16 protein-coding genes are annotated in these 15,670 nt (G+C 43.6%); 7 read left to right on the forward strand and 9 right to left on the reverse strand.

The features are described from left to right. Nucleotides 1–51: 51 nt before the first annotated feature. The 8 genes from cysN to ACESQI_RS06315 all read right to left on the reverse strand — a co-directional run bounded on the left by cysN (nucleotide 52) and on the right by ACESQI_RS06315 (nucleotide 7,711). Nucleotides 52–1,482, reverse strand: coding sequence for a sulfate adenylyltransferase subunit CysN (cysN, locus tag ACESQI_RS06280; RefSeq protein ID WP_002561659.1), 1,431 nt, complete (start codon nucleotides 1,480–1,482; stop codon nucleotides 52–54). Between the two features lie 30 nt (nucleotides 1,483–1,512). Next, on the reverse strand, nucleotides 1,513–2,424 hold the full coding sequence (gene cysD, locus ACESQI_RS06285) for a sulfate adenylyltransferase subunit CysD (RefSeq protein ID WP_195660305.1): 912 nt from the start codon (nucleotides 2,422–2,424) through the stop codon (nucleotides 1,513–1,515). A 29-nt stretch (nucleotides 2,425–2,453) separates the two neighbouring features. Then, entirely contained in the window at nucleotides 2,454–3,017 is a 564-nt protein-coding gene (gene cysC, locus ACESQI_RS06290; protein ID WP_155896588.1) for an adenylyl-sulfate kinase, read from the reverse strand. A gap of 172 nt (nucleotides 3,018–3,189) precedes the next feature. Beyond that, on the reverse strand, nucleotides 3,190–4,746 hold the full coding sequence (locus ACESQI_RS06295; RefSeq protein ID WP_025867693.1) for an SLC13 family permease: 1,557 nt from the start codon (nucleotides 4,744–4,746) through the stop codon (nucleotides 3,190–3,192). A gap of 16 nt (nucleotides 4,747–4,762) precedes the next feature. Further along, nucleotides 4,763–5,587, reverse strand: a complete 825-nt coding sequence (cysQ, locus tag ACESQI_RS06300; RefSeq protein ID WP_195660304.1) for a 3'(2'),5'-bisphosphate nucleotidase CysQ — start codon at nucleotides 5,585–5,587, stop codon at nucleotides 4,763–4,765. Between the two features lie 420 nt (nucleotides 5,588–6,007). Continuing rightward, nucleotides 6,008–6,508, reverse strand: coding sequence for an SPOR domain-containing protein (locus tag ACESQI_RS06305; RefSeq protein ID WP_002561664.1), 501 nt, complete (start codon nucleotides 6,506–6,508; stop codon nucleotides 6,008–6,010). A gap of 31 nt (nucleotides 6,509–6,539) precedes the next feature. Continuing rightward, nucleotides 6,540–6,944 carry a lipocalin-like domain-containing protein gene (locus ACESQI_RS06310; protein WP_025867694.1) on the reverse strand — a complete coding sequence of 135 codons (405 nt, stop codon included), beginning with the start codon at nucleotides 6,942–6,944 and terminating at the stop codon, nucleotides 6,540–6,542. After that, complete coding sequence (locus ACESQI_RS06315; RefSeq protein WP_025867695.1) at nucleotides 6,941–7,711, reverse strand: SDR family NAD(P)-dependent oxidoreductase; 771 nt, start codon at nucleotides 7,709–7,711, stop codon at nucleotides 6,941–6,943. The genes ACESQI_RS06310 and ACESQI_RS06315 overlap by 4 nt, the downstream gene beginning before the upstream one ends. A gap of 176 nt (nucleotides 7,712–7,887) precedes the next feature. On the opposite strand from ACESQI_RS06315, the gene ACESQI_RS06320 reads away from it, so the two are divergent. The 4 genes from ACESQI_RS06320 (at nucleotide 7,888) to ACESQI_RS06335 (ending at nucleotide 10,208) form a co-directional block, all read left to right on the forward strand. Beyond that, nucleotides 7,888–9,156 (forward strand): DEAD/DEAH box helicase, encoded by a 1,269-nt coding sequence (locus ACESQI_RS06320; protein ID WP_122202243.1) that lies wholly within the window; start codon nucleotides 7,888–7,890, stop codon nucleotides 9,154–9,156. 196 nt (nucleotides 9,157–9,352) lie between these two features. Further along, nucleotides 9,353–9,559 (forward strand): YtxH domain-containing protein, encoded by a 207-nt coding sequence (locus ACESQI_RS06325; protein ID WP_002561668.1) that lies wholly within the window; start codon nucleotides 9,353–9,355, stop codon nucleotides 9,557–9,559. A 22-nt stretch (nucleotides 9,560–9,581) separates the two neighbouring features. Further along, nucleotides 9,582–9,944, forward strand: a complete 363-nt coding sequence (locus ACESQI_RS06330) for a phage holin family protein (RefSeq protein WP_002561669.1) — start codon at nucleotides 9,582–9,584, stop codon at nucleotides 9,942–9,944. Between the two features lie 3 nt (nucleotides 9,945–9,947). Beyond that, nucleotides 9,948–10,208, forward strand: a complete 261-nt coding sequence (locus ACESQI_RS06335) for a hypothetical protein (RefSeq protein ID WP_002561670.1) — start codon at nucleotides 9,948–9,950, stop codon at nucleotides 10,206–10,208. Between the two features lie 428 nt (nucleotides 10,209–10,636). Here ACESQI_RS06335 and ACESQI_RS06340 read toward each other — a convergent pair whose 3' ends face one another. Continuing rightward, the gene (locus tag ACESQI_RS06340) at nucleotides 10,637–11,611 is read right to left on the reverse strand and encodes a type I phosphomannose isomerase catalytic subunit (RefSeq protein ID WP_025867697.1); all 975 of its coding nucleotides are present in this window, start codon (nucleotides 11,609–11,611) and stop codon (nucleotides 10,637–10,639) included. Nucleotides 11,612–11,879: 268 nt separating this feature from the next. Here ACESQI_RS06340 and ACESQI_RS06345 point away from each other — a divergent pair, with 268 nt between their 5' ends. From ACESQI_RS06345 to galK, 3 genes are all read left to right on the forward strand, one after another. Beyond that, complete coding sequence (locus ACESQI_RS06345; protein WP_044166433.1) at nucleotides 11,880–12,980, forward strand: aldose epimerase family protein; 1,101 nt, start codon at nucleotides 11,880–11,882, stop codon at nucleotides 12,978–12,980. A gap of 150 nt (nucleotides 12,981–13,130) precedes the next feature. Then, complete coding sequence (locus tag ACESQI_RS06350) at nucleotides 13,131–14,450, forward strand: MFS transporter (protein WP_373125569.1); 1,320 nt, start codon at nucleotides 13,131–13,133, stop codon at nucleotides 14,448–14,450. Nucleotides 14,451–14,483: 33 nt separating this feature from the next. Continuing rightward, entirely contained in the window at nucleotides 14,484–15,638 is a 1,155-nt protein-coding gene (gene galK / locus ACESQI_RS06355; protein WP_002561674.1) for a galactokinase, read from the forward strand. Nucleotides 15,639–15,670 lie beyond the last annotated feature (32 nt).

The raw sequence follows: 15,670 nt of genomic DNA on the forward strand, positions 1-15,670 counted from the left end.
AATTGCACGATCTGCATAGCAAATTGTAAATTGTAAATAGTCAATTGTACATTATTTAATGATTTTCACTGCAATGCCCTGACGTTCCAGATCTTTCACAGCCTTCTCTATCGCTTCATAATGCTTAGGATCAATACCCAGTTTCGGAAGATCCAGCACCGGAACATCATCCATAGTGCGCATATCTTTCTCTTCCACCCGGTCTATAATCATACCAACGGCACTGGTGTTATTGGTGATCGGGTCGATAAGGATGAACGATCCACAGGATTTGTTCTTCTGATAAGGATCAAAGAACAGCTCTTTCGCTGTAGTCAGTACCACACGGGCTATCTCATTCAACGAAAGGAAAGGCACGGCAAATTGCTCCATAGTGTTCACGTCCACCTTGTACTTGATGCTATCAATGCGGGTACGGCTCATATTAGTAGTCTGCTTGATAAAGAAGGATTTGTTCACATCCATTGGTTCCTCATCCATCCATACCAGCATAGCCTCAAAGTTACGATCAACGACAGGCAAATTATTGGGATGCACCAGCATCTCTCCTCTCGATACATCTATTTCATCTTCCAGTGTTAGTGTGACAGACTGAGGTGGAAAAGCATAATCCAACTCTCCGTCATAGGTCACAATACTTTTCACGCGGGAAGTCTTGCCGGAAGGCAACGCCATTACTTCGTCTCCTTTGCGGATAACCCCCGAAGCCACTTTTCCACAGAAGCCACGAAAATCGAGATTAGGACGAAGCACGTATTGTACGGGGAAACGAAAATCGGTCAGGTTATGGTCGTTATCGATGTGCACCGTTTCGAGGAAGTCGAGCAAGGAGATACCCTTATACCAGGGAGTACGCTCTGATTTATCCACCACATTGTCACCATCCAGTGCAGAAAGCGGAATACAATTTACATCGGGGATACCAAGTGGCTCTACAAACTTTTTGTATTCTGACACAATCTCATTGAAGCGCGCTTCGGAGAAGTCTACCAAGTCCATCTTGTTAACAGCAAGCACAACATGTTTAATGCCAAGCAGAGACACCAGGAAAGTATGACGGCGGGTCTGAGTGATAACCCCCGTCCGTGCATCCACCAGAATAATGGCTAAATTGGCAGTAGAACCACCGGTAATCATGTTACGGGTGTATTGTTCGTGTCCCGGAGTATCGGCAATGATAAACTTACGGTTGTTGGTTGAGAAGTAGCGATAGGCCACGTCAATTGTGATACCCTGTTCGCGTTCGGCCTTCAAACCGTCGAGCAACAGTGCATAGTCTATATGTTCGCCGGCATTTCCCATACGTTTGCTATCACGTTCGAGAGCATCCAGCTGGTCTTCATACAATTTCTTACTATCAAACAGCAAGCGGCCTATCAGAGTTGATTTTCCATCGTCCACCGAGCCTGCCGTCAAAAGACGGAGCAAATCCTTCTGTTCGTCTTTATCCAGAAATGCTTTTATATCTAAAGTAGTTCCCATCTTCAATTCTTAGTTTTTAATTTTTTTTGATTAGAAGTATCCTTCGCGCTTCTTCTGTTCCATACTTGCATCCTGGTCGAAGTCGATCACACGGGTAGTACGTTCGCTCTTTGTGGTAGTCATCATCTCCTCCACGATCTTCTCAATTGTATCGGCCTCACTCTCCACTGCACCAGTCAACGGCCAACACCCCAATGTGCGGAAGCGTACCATACGCATCTTAATCTCATCACGGTATTTTTCTGGCAGACGGCCATCATCGGCCATAATAAGATTACCGTCAAGTTCAACGCAAGGACGCTCTTTTGCATAATAAAGCGGAACAATGGGAATGTTTTCCAGGCGGATGTACTGCCAGATGTCCAATTCGGTCCAGTTACTCAACGGGAAAACACGAATACTTTCTCCTTTGTGTACACGGGCATTATAGATATCCCACAGCTCGGGACGCTGATTCTTAGGATCCCACTGGTGAAATTTGTCACGGAAGGAGAAGATACGTTCTTTGGCACGTGACTTTTCTTCATCGCGACGGGCACCACCAAAGGCGGCATCAAATTTATATTTGTCGAGCGCACGCAACAACGCCTGTGTTTTCATCAGGTCGGTATGTACTTTACTTCCATGTGTAAAGGGTCCTACACCTGCATGAAAAGCCTCCATGTTGCTCTCCACAATCAGATTCCAGCCATATTTCTTAGCATATTCGTCACGGAACTGAATCATCTCTTTAAATTTCCATTTGGAGTCAATGTGCATCAAAGGAAACGGTACCTTACCCGGATAGAAGGCTTTCTCTGCCAGGCGAACCATAACAGAAGAATCCTTTCCGATACTATAAAGCATCACAGGATTCTCAAATTCCGCAGCCACTTCGCGGATAATGTGAATGGACTCAGCTTCGAGTTCTTTCAGGTGACTCAATTTATACTCTTCTTTCATTATATTCTTATTTTATAAATCTCTTATTTTTATCTTTTCACTTTTGGCAATATCAACTCCAGCAAGCGGTTAACAGATTCTTCAAGTGAAAGTTTTGAAGTGTCCAACTCGAGTGCCGGATGTAGCGGTGCTTCAAACGGAGCCGAAATACCGGTAAAATTCTTAATTTCTCCTTTACGGGCTTTGGCGTACAAGCCCTTCACATCACGCTTTTCGCATTCGGCAAGCGGAGTGCTGACATATATTTCGAGGAAATCGTCCTGTCCGATAATATTGGCAGCCATTTCGCGGATATCATTGTTAGGACTGATAAAAGCGGCAATAGTAATAATACCGCTATCTATAAAAAGCTTTGAGACTTCGGCTATACGACGGATGTTTTCTACACGATCGGCTTCCGAAAAGCCCAGATTATTATTAATACCACTGCGGATATTATCACCATCGAGGATACGACACAGCAACCCGCGTTTGTGTAACTCACGCTCCAAAGCAATGGCAATGGTGCTTTTTCCGGAACCGCTCAATCCGGTGAACCATATCATCACGCTATGCTGCTTCAATAGCTGTTCTTTATCTTCCCGCGCCAGCATACGATCAAAGATAGGATAAATATGATTAGTTGAAAGTGGAGAGTGGAGAATTGAAAGTTCTTCTCCTTTCGGTTCCTTATTTTGTTTCATGCATATTATTTTTAGTCGTTTTTACAATACTTACTGTTAGTTTTCTTTTTCCCATCTTTTCGTCTTCCGCAACTCTCAACTCTTAAAAGGGCCAAATTAGTGGTATCAAAAATACAGAAATGAGAAAAGTGATAATATTCAATGGCAAACCGATACGAACAAAATCGGTGAACTTATAATTGCCAATACCTTGCACGATCAGGTTTGTCTGATAACCAATCGGAGTAGAGAAACTGGCCGAAGCAGCCATACAAATCACCACAAAGAAAGGCGTAGGATCAACCCCTAATTGTTGGGATATGGCCAATGCCAGCGGAAAGGCTAAAGCTGCTGCCGCATTGTTTGTGATAAGTTCCGTAAACAGATTGGTAATAATAAACAAAATAGCCAACAAAACATGAGGTCCGTAGTTATGGCTTAAACCGATAATATAACTTGCAACTCCATCGGCTACCCCCGAATTTACCATTGCTTTACTGATAGCAAAAGCACAGGCAATAGTAATCAGGATATCCCACGAAATATATTTGGTATATTTACGGGCAGGAAATATTTTGGTCCATGCCATGATGATGGTAGTCACAGAAACAAAAAAGAACATATCCAGCTTGATATTAGGAAACATCTCCTGTGTCACCGGCAATTCACCGACCGTAGCACCCAGAATCATCAGAATGAGCAGAATCAAGGCAAACCAACGTTTCTTCTTACCCGGCACCGGCTCAGTATCTTTTCCGTTGGCAAGCATCACAAAGACAGAAGACTCTCCCCAGGTAGGAATAAAAGTATCGTCGGCCATTACCACTAATGTATCGCCTTCGCGAAGCACAACTTCATTGAGTTTCTCTGTGATACGCTGTCCGTTGCGAGTTTTTATCTCTTTCACTTCTGCCCCATAATGACGCTGGAAGTTGAACTCTACCAGGGTTTTGTTGATACCCGGGAAACGGGCACCCAACACTGCTTCCACGCGATGGAGGCTCTCGCCTTTTTCTTCCTCTTCATCGGGCACTGCCGTATCGGGACGTGCATCGGGAAGGAGCTTTTTAGAAAACAGGAACAAGTAGATAATCCCCGCAATGGCAATGAATATACCCACCTTCCCTAATTCAAACATCGTGAATCCTTCATAACCCGCCTCAAGAATCATGCCGTGTACCACCAGATTGGTAGAAGTACCAATCAACGTACAAATACCGCCCAAAATCGTGACATAAGAAAGAGGAATAAGAAACTTGGTAGCGGGAAGATGAACAGCTTGTGCCCAACGTTTGATAATAGGAGCAAATATTACTACTACAGGAGTGTTATTCAGAAAAGCCGATATAAAAGCAATAGTGGGAAGCATACGAAATTGTGCCTTAAAAACAGTAGTTTTACCTACGGGAAGCAATTTCTTGATCACCTGCCCCAAGGCCCCCGACTGGCGAACACCTTCGCTTACCAGAAAAAGCATGGCAACGGTGATCATTCCTTTATTACTAAATCCTTCGAGCATCTCTTTCGGACTAAGGATACCCGCACAAAGAAACAGTACCACAACCGAAAAAAGCACCATACCCGGACGCATCTTATCCAATATAAGAGCAATCACCATTCCCAATAATGATAGTAGTACAAATACAATTTCAAATGTCATAATCAGTACAAATCAATTAGTGATTTACTCTTTTTCTCTCTACAATAAACCAGGGATTCAACAGGTTTTCTTTGTTGTATTGTAATGGCAACGCTTCGCCAGCCTGATAAATTTCCATTCCTGCTGCACGCGCGATAGCATGTCCAGCAGCTGTATCCCACTCCATAGTCGGAGCAAAACGAGGATATACATCTGCTTTCCCTTCGGCAACCAAACATATTTTTATGGAACTTCCGCTCGATATCAGCTCTACTTCTTCGTACTGTTGCTTCATTTCACCAATATAGGTTTCTGTTTCCGGGGTTAAATGAGAGCGGGAAGCTACAATAACAAAACGCTTGCGTGGTTCGTCTATCGGCAAACGTACAGAAAAGTTAATCAACTCTTCCAAAGAGGCAGAATCGCCCAAAGCCGTGATTCCGGATAGTTTGAATGCCCCTAGTGATTCGGATGCAAAGTAAAGATCCTGCTTCACAGGTAGATAAATGACTCCCATCACAGGAATGCCATCGCGCACCAGTGCTATATTGACAGTAAATTCTCCATTACGCTTTATGAATTCTTTCGTTCCGTCCAGTGGATCGACAATCCAAAGCGTACTCCAATTCTTTCGCATGGCATACTCCATATGCTTACCCTCTTCGCTCAACAGCGGGAAAGGAGTTTCCTGAAGAATCGTAGCAATCGTTTCATGCGCTTTACGGTCGGCAATGGTTAAGGGGGAATTATCGGCTTTTCTCTCTATCTCAAAATCCGATGCCGGATCATTATAGATAGAAAGTATCTTCTCGCCTGCTCTCAGGGCCGCGTCAACAGCAACAAACAAATATTTCTGTTCCATCTTGTTATATAATTATAGCCCTGTTTCCAACAAGGCGTAATAACCCATTGATATAATGAGCTACAAAAGTAAAAACTTTATCTTCTCTCAAAGTTTCCGCACTATCATTTATAACTTCTTTTAGCAATAGCGCTAATATTACTAAAAAAAAGATTTCACCACAGAGAACACGGAGAGCACAGAGGTATTATTTTCTCTGATGAAATGCAGATGAACGCAGATTTTCGCAAATACACAAATGTGAAAAAAAAGAAGACCCGTACTTTAATCTGCGTTTTATCCGGATAATAAAGCTCCGTGTCCTCTGCGTTCTCTGTAGTGAAATACCAAACCTATATTACAAAAAGGCAGCAACTTCCCAGCTACTGCCCTTATTCCGGAAGGGTGCTTTCCCACTTCCGATATTACCAAAAAGAAATATTAAAATACTCTGTAAAGCAACCAGGCACCCTGGAAGTCTTTACGGTTAGGGTATTTAGCTTTGAAAGCATCACGAGCCTGTGCAGCGGCCGTTCTATCGGCAAAAGTGCTCACAATCACACGATACATAGCAGATTCTGCATTGAATGCAATAGTTGCATTGTAGCCCTCAGCATCCAAAAAGTCTTTCAGACCTTCGGCATTTGCTTTCAAACCGAAGCTACCACACACTACGCTATAATCTTTCAGGTTGTCGCCATTACCCGAAACAACCGTTACCTTCTCCTGACGCACACCATTGGCTGCATCTGTAGCCTTCTTTACCTCTACCGGAGCTGCTACAACGGGAGTTACTTCCACCGGAGCTTCTACCTGCGGTTCGGCAAGTTCCTGCTGTTTTGCCTTTTCGTATGCTTTTTTATATGCACTTTCGCTTGATTTACAAGAAGCAAATGCCAGAACCATGCATACACTCATTCCCAATACTACTAATTTTTTCATAATCTATATTCTTTTAGTTAATAAATTTGCATCAATACTTTCTGAAAACGGATACAATATCTTCATACCTAAGCTGAAGAGTGGACGAAGAAAGCTCTTCAATTTGAAATGTCCGGCCCAGTTCATCCCACTGTAAATATTGCTTGCAAAGATCTATATTCTCTTCGGGGCGCAAAATAATATAAATTTTATCATCCTGCAAAGAATAAAGTCCGAAAAAGGTGTGATACGTCTTATCTTCGAGCAAACAGATGGCCGAAAAGCTACCTTTCTGAAAATTATAAAACACACTATCTTCCTTCTGCACAGTGCCGTCGGGAAGCTCATACCGCCTCAATTGCCACTTACCAGTCAGCTTGTCTTCATCATCCGAGCAGGAAGCCACTATCGATAGCAACAAAGGCAAACATAAGAGATACAACCATTTCTTCATCATTCTGCTTTCTTTTTATATGAGATAGTACCTGTGGCCTGATATGTAGGCATCACTAATATCTCTGCTATTTGAATATGTTCCGGAGCCGAAGCTGCGAAATATACTGTTTCTGCAATATCATCACCTGTAAGCGGACGGATTCCTTTATAAAAATTGTCCGCAGCTTGCTTGTCGCCCCGATAACGCACTACACTAAAGTTTGTCTCTACCATCCCCGGCTTTACGTTGGTTACCCGCAACGGCGTATCCACCAGATCGATGCGCAGTCCGTCCGAAAGGGCTTTGACTGCGGCTTTGGTAGCACAATACACACTTCCACCGGGGTAAGCGGCATCACCGGCAATAGAGCCAATATTGATAATATGTCCACGTCCGCGCTCCACCATTCCGGGAACTACCAGACGGGTTATGGCCAACAACGACTTTATATTTGTATCTATCACAATATCCCATTCGTCCAGGTTTCCTTCAAACTCTTTATCAACCCCGATAACGAGTCCGGCATTGTTTACCAGCACATCAATCGCTTTCCACGTTTCGGGCAAAGAAGCCAGTGCCTGAGTTGCAGCTTTACGGTCACGAACATCAAAAGGCAACAAGAATACGCGAACTCCATAAGTCGCTTCCAATTCGTTTTTTAACTCTTCCAGTTTTGCCACATTACGGGCATTAAGAATCAGATCTGAACCTTGCGAAGCAAACTTCCGGGCGCAACCTTCGCCTATTCCACTACTTGCTCCGGTTATAAAAACAATCTTACCTCTCATATTGTTATTACTCTATAGAATTAAGCAACAAAAATACGCTTTAACCTGCTATCATTCGGCCTTTCTCTTAGTTAAATAAGATTAAACCGACGATATAAAAGTATTTACCCCCACAAGTTCGCGTATCTTTGCTCCATATAACATAACGAGCCGCGAGGCTCATTCAACTTTTTTACATGACATTTGAAAATTTAAACATGATAGAGCCCATACTCAAGGCTCTGAAAGAAGAGGGTTATTCCTCTCCCACTCCCATACAAGAACAGTCAATCCCCATTTTACTTCAAGGAAAAGATTTATTAGGATGTGCACAGACCGGAACAGGAAAAACAGCTGCTTTTTCTATCCCCATTTTGCAGAAACTATATAAAACCGACCACCGCAAAGGAATAAAAGCATTGATATTAACCCCAACCCGGGAGTTGGCCATTCAAATTGGTGAATGTTTTGAGGCATATGGCAAATACACCGGACTGAAGCACACTGTTATCTTTGGCGGAGTGGGTCAGAAACCTCAGACGGACGCATTGCGCAATGGTGTACAGATACTGGTTGCCACACCGGGACGCTTGCTGGACTTGATAACCCAAGGTTATATATCGCTCAAAACACTGGACTTCTTCGTACTGGATGAGGCCGACCGCATGCTCGACATGGGCTTTATCCATGATATCAGACGGATACTGAAACTCCTTCCCCAGAAGCGCCAGACGCTTTTCTTCTCGGCTACTATGCCGCCGGAGATAGAGACACTGGCCAACTCAATGCTGACCCATCCGGAAAAGGTAGAGGTGACACCGGCTTCTTCTACTGTGGACACAATTTCGCAATACGTCTACTTTGTAGAGAAGAAGGAAAAGAAGGACTTATTATTGCACTTACTGAAAGACCAGTCGATTGAATCGGTGTTGATCTTCACACGTACCAAACATGGAGCCGACAAACTGGCACGCATATTGACCAAATCGGGTATACGTGCTGAGGCTATACATGGCAACAAATCGCAGAATGCACGCCAGCGTGCCCTGACGGATTTCAAAAATCATACTTTGCGCGTATTGATTGCAACGGACATTGCTGCACGTGGTATCGATGTAGATCAGTTGTCACACGTCATCAACTACGAACTACCCAATGTGCCGGAGACGTATGTACACCGCATTGGACGCACAGGACGTGCCGGACATGATGGAATTGCGATCTCCTTCTGCGAATCGGAAGAATTACCTTACCTCAAAGATATTCAGAAGCTGATCGGGAAAACAATCCCAGTAGTCAAAGACCATCCGTTTGTCACCACCGAAGGCGCCAAGGCGCAGGAGGTGAAAACGGAAGAACTCAAAGCGAAAGCAAAAGAGAATAAAGTATACCGTGGCAGCCGCTCCAATGGAGACTTCTGGAGGCGAAAAAAACAGGCACAAAGAGGAGAACAACAGAAGAAATAAGATATATCCATATAAAAAGGCGGCCGCTTTTCCGAAAGAGAAGTGGCCGTTTTCTTTGCCATCAGCCTCACCAGCATCCCCTGTGAGTTATGAGAGGATTCAGATAAAAACTCTTAAAAAAAATCCTCATCCATAGAACATCCTATGCAATAAATGCGTTATATTTGTAGTATTATCACTTTAAAACAGTAAAATTATGAAAGGACTTAATGTATTAGCAGCTTTTTTAGGTGGTGCAGCAGTAGGCGCAGCACTTGGTATTTTGTTTGCTCCTGAAAAGGGAGAAGACACTCGTCACAAAATAGCAGAGATTCTTCGTAAAAAAGGTATCAAGCTGAATCGCAATGAGATGGAAAACCTCGTTGACGAAATTGCAGCCGAACTAAAAGAAGTAACTGACTAATAGAATCAAAAACAGAGCCACTATGTTTGCAGACGACAAAAGTATAGAAAACTTTCAACAGCTATTCTTCGAGTTCAAGAAATATCTGGAGCTCCAGAAAGAATATACCAAACTGGAATTGACGGAAAAGCTAACCATACTTCTTTCCACCTTAATCATGGTTTTAGTACTCATTATTCTCGGCATGGTGGCCCTGTTTTATCTCTTATTCGCCCTGGCCTATATCCTCGAACCGCTCGTTGGCGGACTCATGGTGAGCTTTGGCATTATTGCAGCAATCAACATCATACTCATTGCCACAGTTATTATCTTCCGCAAGAAACTTATCATTTCTCCAATGGTAAACTTCCTTGCCGGCCTGTTTCTTAATGATTCAAAAGAATAAGTTATGAACAATCAGCAAGCTACCCCCCAGAAAATCACACTGGAATATATCGCCCGGCTCAAGACAGAGAAACTGGAAGAAATACGCGGACAGAAAAAAGCGATGACCCGAACGGCACAACGAATTTTTGCCCCTCTTGCTCCCGCCACCTCTCAAACAGACGCAATAATGAGATCATTCAATACAGGAATGGCCATCTTTGATGGTGTGGTAATGGGAGTGAAAATAATGAAAAAGATTCGCCGTTTTTTCAGAAAGGGATAAACAAAAACTTATTACCAAAGCAGTATTTCCTACACAGTATTTCGCTTTGCACATTCACCTCCACTTTAGGGTAGAGGTGTTTTTTTGTAAAAAAAACAAGAAAGGAAGCACCTTTTGGAGACCACGCCCGCGCTGCATGCAGGCAACGCCTATGCTACATGTAGTGCGGGCGTAGTCTCCATGCAAAGTATTTGTCTCAAAAAACACTCCGAACAAAATACGATATTAACACTCCTTATACAAAAAATCATCAGGAAATTCTCCTGATGAAACTTCCTATGATCGCAAAATTATCATCCGACTTATCATCTGGAAATTTTCCTGATGATACACGATTTACACCTTATAAGAGAATTAAAACTATAAACAAGGGGAGTTACGCGCCTACGCGCGAGAGCCCCCCTCGTAAGAATAAAGACTTTTTTACTTTAAACGTAAGTTTCGAGAATCTTCACGTTTCCTCCCTCTTCGGGAGTAATCGTTATATTCTCTGTCGTGGCAGGAAGCAAAACTGTTTCGCCGGCACAAAACGCCAGCTCGTTGCCTTCGTTGTCTGCCAATCGGCAAGAACCCTCGATGCAAATGAAAATCACGAAAGAATCCAGCTCCGAATAGTCGCAACTGATCTTTTCGGTCATGTCATACAGAGAAGTGGTGAAATAGGGACAAGCCACCAACTCCACCGGTTCGTCTTTCACAGCGTCATATTTGGTGCGATAATCATCGAGCACCTCATAGTTGATAGCTTCGCGTGCCAGGTCGGTATGCAGTTCACGCGTATTACCCTTGGCATCCTTGCGGTTGAAATCGTAAATGCGGTAAGTAATATCCGAAGTCTGCTGAATCTCTGCAATAAATGCACCTGCACCGATGCTGTGAATACGTCCTGCAGGAAGGAAGAAAACGTCACCCGGATGTATTTCATACTCTTGCAGCACATCGGTTATGGTATTGTTGAAAACACGCTCTTTGTACTCTTTCGGTGTGATCTGTTCTGAAAATCCCGAACGGAGTTTTGCCCCCTTATCGGCATCAACAACATACCACATCTCGGTTTTTCCCATAGAATTGTGGCGTTTCTTTGCCAGTTCGTCGTTGGGGTGTACCTGAATAGAGAGATCTTGTTTAGCGTCGATGAATTTAATAAGCAAGGGAAACTTATTGCCAAAACGGGCATAGTTTTCTTCACCAACCAGTTCTTCACGGTATTTTCTCACCATATCGATCAACGTGAATCCTTTATCGGGACCATTAGCCACCACAGATTCATTGTCTTCTACGCCGGAAATCTCCCAGCTTTCTCCTACTCCTGTCAAGTTATCACTCAAGTGCTTGAACGGAAGGATTTTGTCGCCTCCCCAAAGTGTCTGCTTCAGGATCGGTTCAAATTTTAACGGATACATTTTGTTTTTCTGTTAATAAACTTAGATTATAATTCTTGATTTGATAATCAGAGGACAAACATACAAAAAATATCAAATAATACACAGAACCGGGCGTTTTATATTAAATTCATCACCAAAATTTCATAGAATTGACACGAAAGTAAGTTTTAGCCCATGCGAAACTAAACGCTAAACTTTCCTAAATCCTCGAATAGATTTACCATGAATAATTTGGGAGTACGAAAGAATTTAGCTTTATTTGCAAGAAATTTTATATATGCCAGACATGAATAACACATTCCCCACAGAAGAAAATTTATCCGGACTAAACCGGAAGGATTTTCAAAAGGATATCGACGATAAGCAAACAGACTTATTTATCCTCAGAAATAAAAAAGGGATGGAAGTTGCCGTAACAAATTACGGCTGTGCCATTCTCTCCATCATGGTCCCGGACAAAAACGGGAAATATGCCAACGTTATCCTCGGACACGACAGCATAGACCATGTAATAAATAGTCCCGAACCATTCCTGAGCACCACCATCGGTCGTTATGGCAACCGCATCGCCAAAGGGAAATTCACCCTCTACGCCGAAGAGCACTCGCTGACAATCAACAACGGCCCCAACTCCCTGCACGGAGGACCTACCGGTTTTCATGCACGTGTGTGGGATGCCGACCAGATAGACGAAAACACGATCATCTTCAATTACGTATCGGCCGACGGAGAAGAGGGATTCCCCGGAAATCTGGAAGTAGAAATGACTTATAGACTCGAAGAAGAGGAAAATGCACTGGTCATCGAATACCGTGCTACCACCGACAAAGCTACTGTTGTAAATCTTACCAATCATGGGTTCTTCAATCTGGCAGGTATCGCTACCCCCACCCCGACAGTAGAAAATAACATCGTCACAATCAATGCTGATTTTTATACTCCGATAGACGAAGTATCTATCCCCACAGGAGAGATTGCCAAAGTAGAAGGAACTCCGATGGATTTCCGCACCCCGCACACTGTGGGCGAACGCATTAACGACACTTTTCAGCAACTTGTCTACGGCGCAGGATACGATCATTGCTACGTGCTCAACAAACAGGAAGCCGGTTCGCTGGATCTGGCTGCCACTTGCACAGATCCCGTAAGCGGACGCGTCATGGAAGTTTATACCACCGAGGCCGGCGTACAACTCTATACGGGTAACTGGCTCAACGGTTTTAAAGGTTCACACGGTGCCACTTTCCCGGCTCGCAGTGCCATCTGCTTCGAAGCACAATGCTTCCCCGACACACCCAACAAACCTCATTTCCCTTCAGCCGTACTGCTTCCGGGAGACGAGTACCAACAGGTAACGATTTATAAATTTTCTGTCGAAAACTTATAAAGTGGACAATTGACAGTTGACAATTGACAGTTATTATGCAACATCATATAGCATAACCCACTGTTAACTATCACCGTCAACTGTCAATTGTCTATTGTCAATTAATAACTAAATAACCTAATTTTATAAACTAACAACTTTTTTAAAACCATGACACAACAGAAAAAGAGCTATCTATTGCCTATTGCAATGATGTTCGCCCTCTTCGCTATGATTTCGTTCGTAACAGGATTTACCAACCCTCTCGGACTCATCGTAAAAGAACAATTCAATGCTCCTAACTGGATGACCCAGTTGGGTAATGCAGCAAACTTCATAGCTTATGCCTTTATGGGGCTTCCTGCTGGTATTATGCTGAAAAGAATCGGTTATAAGAAAACAGCATTAATCGCCGTTGCCGTTGGATTTGTCGGTGTAGGAATCCAGTTCCTTTCCGGACAAATTTCTTATGCTCCCGGTGAATTAATCGCTTTCTGGGTATACCTGGGTGGTGCTTTCGTTTCCGGTTTCTCTATGTGTATGCTGAACGCTGTAGTAAATCCGATGTTGAACACACTGGGCGGCGGTGGCAAAAAAGGTAACCAGCTGATTCAGTTCGGAGGTTCTCTAAACTCTATCGCAGCTACTATCGTTCCGGTACTGGGCGGTTATCTGATTGGTACTATCAGCCAGGATACCAAGATCAGTGACGCTAATCCTGCATTGTTCATCGCAATGAGCATCTTCGCTATAGCATTCATTGTATTGGGCAGTATGAAACTTCCGGAACCGCACATGGAGCACGCTTCAGACCACAAGGTGAAAGATACTCACAGTCCAATGTCTTTCCGTCACTTCGTACTCGGAACTGTTGCTATTTTCGTCTACGTAGGCGTTGAAGTAGGTATTCCTAACTTCGTAAACTTGTTCCTGACTACTTCTCCGGAAGCTGCCGGCGCAAAAGGTATCGGTATGGATACAGCTATGGCGGGTTCTATCGTAGGTACTTACTGGTTCCTGATGATGATTGGCCGTCTTTGTGGTGGTGCACTTGGTGCTAAGTTCTCCAGCAAAACTCAGTTAACTACTGTTTGTTTGTTCGCACTGGGCTTCCTGCTCGTGGGTATGTTTGCTCCGGTTGAAGCTACAATCAATATGCCTGTATTCAAATCAGACATCAGCTTCGGTATGGCTAATGTACCTATCGGTATCATGTTCTTTATCCTTTGTGGTCTTTGTACTTCTATCATGTGGGGTGGTATCTTCAATCTGGCTGTAGAAGGTCTAGGTAAGTACACTGCAATGGCATCGGGTATCTTCATGGTAATGGTTTGCGGTGGTGGTATCCTTCCGCTTATCCAAGGTGGTGTAGCCGACGTAACAAGTAGCTATATGGCAAGCTTCTGGGTAATCTTTGCCGGTGTAGCTTATATGCTGTACTACGCATTGATCGGTTGCAAGAATGTAAACAAGAATATTCCGGTTGAATAAACTATTATATTAACCAATTAAAAAGATATTATCATGGATATAGAACACGTAAGAAGCCGTTTTATTAAACACTTTGACGGAACTACAGGATCAGTTTACGCCTCACCGGGCCGTATCAATCTTATTGGCGAACACACCGACTACAATGGTGGATTCGTATTCCCGGGAGCCATAGACAAAGGCATGATTGCAGAAATTAAACCAAACGGGACCAATACTGTTAATGCATATTCTATCGACCTGAAAGATTATGTATCATTCGGGTTGAACGAAGAAGATGCTCCGAAAGCAAGTTGGGCAAGATATATTTTCGGTGTATGCCGCGAAATGATTAAACGCGGTGTTGATGTGAAAGGATTCAATACTGCTTTCTCTGGCGATGTGCCCCTGGGAGCTGGTATGTCTTCTTCGGCAGCACTCGAAAGCACATACGCTTTTGCACTGAATGATCTGTTTGGCGACAACAAAATAGACAAATTTGAACTGGCCAAAGTGGGACAGGCTACAGAACATAACTACTGCGGTGTAAACTGTGGTATTATGGACCAGTTTGCCTCCGTATTCGGGAAAGCAGGCAGCCTGATCCGTCTGGATTGCCGTTCACTGGAGTATCAGTACTTCCCCTTCAAACCAGAAGGTTACCGACTTGTACTGGTAGACTCAGTAGTAAAACATGAGCTCGCTTCATCGGCCTACAATAAGCGCCGCCAAAGTTGTGAAGCTGCTGTAGCTGCTATCCAGAAAAAACATCCGCACGTAGAATTCCTTCGCGATTGTACGATGGATATGCTCAAAGAAGCCAAAGCTGACATCAGCGACGAAGACTACATGCGTGCTGAATATGTGATTGAAGAAATTCAACGCGTACTAGACGTTTGCGATGCACTGGAAGTAGGCGACTACGAAACAGTAGGTAAGAAAATGTATGAAACACACCACGGCATGAGCAAGCTCTACGAAGTAAGCTGCGAAGAGCTCGACTTCCTCAACGACTTGGCAAAAGAGTGTGGCGTAACCGGTTCACGCGTTATGGGTGGCGGTTTTGGTGGTTGTACAATCAACCTCGTTAAAGAAGAATTGTACGACAACTTCATCGAAAAGGCAAAAGAGGCATTCAAAGCCAAATTTGGCAGAAGCCCCAAAGTGTATGATGTTGTAATCGGCGACGGTTCAAGAAAACTCGTATAAATAACAAAAACTAACTTCTATAAAGAGGGACA

The organism is Bacteroides sp. HPS0048, from assembly GCF_964240755.1.
In the GTDB taxonomy this organism is placed as follows: Bacteria; Bacteroidota; Bacteroidia; order Bacteroidales; family Bacteroidaceae; genus Bacteroides; species Bacteroides nordii.

Excerpts from the sequence above, each read along its gene's own strand:
- cysN (WP_002561659.1), bottom strand. The coding sequence starts at position 1,482 with ATGGGAACTACTTTAGATATAAAAGCATTTCTGGATAAAGACGAACAG.
- cysD (WP_195660305.1), bottom strand. The coding sequence starts at position 2,424 with ATGAAAGAAGAGTATAAATTGAGTCACCTGAAAGAACTCGAAGCTGAG.
- cysC (WP_155896588.1), bottom strand. The coding sequence starts at position 3,017 with ATGCTGGCGCGGGAAGATAAAGAACAGCTATTGAAGCAGCATAGCGTG.
- ACESQI_RS06295 (WP_025867693.1), bottom strand. The coding sequence starts at position 4,746 with ATGACATTTGAAATTGTATTTGTACTACTATCATTATTGGGAATGGTG.
- cysQ (WP_195660304.1), bottom strand. The coding sequence starts at position 5,587 with ATGGAACAGAAATATTTGTTTGTTGCTGTTGACGCGGCCCTGAGAGCA.
- ACESQI_RS06305 (WP_002561664.1), bottom strand. The coding sequence starts at position 6,508 with ATGAAAAAATTAGTAGTATTGGGAATGAGTGTATGCATGGTTCTGGCA.
- ACESQI_RS06310 (WP_025867694.1), bottom strand. The coding sequence starts at position 6,944 with ATGATGAAGAAATGGTTGTATCTCTTATGTTTGCCTTTGTTGCTATCG.
- ACESQI_RS06315 (WP_025867695.1), bottom strand. The coding sequence starts at position 7,711 with ATGAGAGGTAAGATTGTTTTTATAACCGGAGCAAGTAGTGGAATAGGC.
- ACESQI_RS06320 (WP_122202243.1), top strand. The coding sequence starts at position 7,888 with ATGACATTTGAAAATTTAAACATGATAGAGCCCATACTCAAGGCTCTG.
- ACESQI_RS06325 (WP_002561668.1), top strand. The coding sequence starts at position 9,353 with ATGAAAGGACTTAATGTATTAGCAGCTTTTTTAGGTGGTGCAGCAGTA.
- ACESQI_RS06330 (WP_002561669.1), top strand. The coding sequence starts at position 9,582 with ATGTTTGCAGACGACAAAAGTATAGAAAACTTTCAACAGCTATTCTTC.
- ACESQI_RS06335 (WP_002561670.1), top strand. The coding sequence starts at position 9,948 with ATGAACAATCAGCAAGCTACCCCCCAGAAAATCACACTGGAATATATC.
- ACESQI_RS06340 (WP_025867697.1), bottom strand. The coding sequence starts at position 11,611 with ATGTATCCGTTAAAATTTGAACCGATCCTGAAGCAGACACTTTGGGGA.
- ACESQI_RS06345 (WP_044166433.1), top strand. The coding sequence starts at position 11,880 with ATGAATAACACATTCCCCACAGAAGAAAATTTATCCGGACTAAACCGG.
- ACESQI_RS06350 (WP_373125569.1), top strand. The coding sequence starts at position 13,131 with ATGACACAACAGAAAAAGAGCTATCTATTGCCTATTGCAATGATGTTC.
- galK (WP_002561674.1), top strand. The coding sequence starts at position 14,484 with ATGGATATAGAACACGTAAGAAGCCGTTTTATTAAACACTTTGACGGA.